This is a genomic window from Candidatus Pelagibacter communis, assembly GCF_001179945.1.
In the GTDB taxonomy this organism is placed as follows: domain Bacteria; phylum Pseudomonadota; class Alphaproteobacteria; order Pelagibacterales; family Pelagibacteraceae; genus Pelagilacustribacter; species Pelagilacustribacter ubique_A.
The window spans coordinates 1-865 of record NZ_CVSG01000069.1 but is presented as its reverse complement, the minus strand read 5'-3'; the positions used below and the strand labels follow the sequence as shown (position 1 = coordinate 865).

Annotated in this window: 1 protein-coding gene and 1 pseudogene; both read left to right on the top strand. The window is 28.7% G+C overall.

Annotated elements, in window-relative coordinates; all coding sequences use genetic code 11:
• Positions 1-406, top strand: a pseudogene (gatB, locus tag AMN78_RS02690) (Asp-tRNA(Asn)/Glu-tRNA(Gln) amidotransferase subunit GatB); the annotation flags it as partial.
• 2 nt (positions 407-408) lie between these two features.
• A partial coding sequence (locus tag AMN78_RS02685) for an O-methyltransferase (RefSeq protein WP_075534055.1) occupies positions 409-865 on the top strand: 457 nt, incomplete at its 3' end.

Here is an 865-nt window from a genome sequence, read left to right as displayed (position 1 = left end):
AGCTACATGGATGATGGGTGATTTATTCGCAATGCTCAACGACAAAGGACTTAATATTTCTAACTCACCAATTTCTGCTAAAAATTTTGCTGAGTTAGTACAATCAATTAAATCTGGAGAGATTTCAGGAAGAATAGCTAAAGAAGTTTTCGAAATTATGGTTGAAAGCGGTGATAACCCAAAAAAAATCATAGAGTCAAAAGGGATGAAACAACAAAGCGATCCTAAAGAATTAGAAAAAATGATTAATGAAATACTATCAAAAAATAAAGATAAAGTTGATCAATATAAAGCTGGAAAAGAAAAATTGTTTGGTTTTTTTGTTGGACAGGTTATGAAATTATCTGGCGGGAAAGCAAACCCCCAATTGACAAATGAAATTCTAAAAAAACTTTTAAAAGGCTAATTATGCCTAAAAAATTAGATTTAACTGAAAATCTTGAAAAATACATTATTGATCATTCAGAATCTTTGACTGATGTACAGAAAGAAATAATTCAATATAATATAAGTCTTGGTGATCAACAGAGATTGCAAATTTCAGTTTCTCAAGCACAATTTCTACAAACATTAATTAAAATCTCTAATATTAAAAAGATTTTAGAAATAGGAAGTTTCACAGGTTTTAGCGCTTTATCAATGGCCTTAGCCCTTCCATCTGATGGTCTTCTAATTAGCTTAGATAAAAGTCCTGAATTCAGTATTAAAGCACAATCATTTTATAAAAAAGCAAATGAAAAAAAAATAAAGCAAATTGTAAAACCTGCTACTGAAAGCCTTAATGAATTGAAAGATTCAAGTCAAAGATTTGATTTAATTTTTATTGATGCTGATAAGGAAAATTACCTTAAATACTATGAAGCAT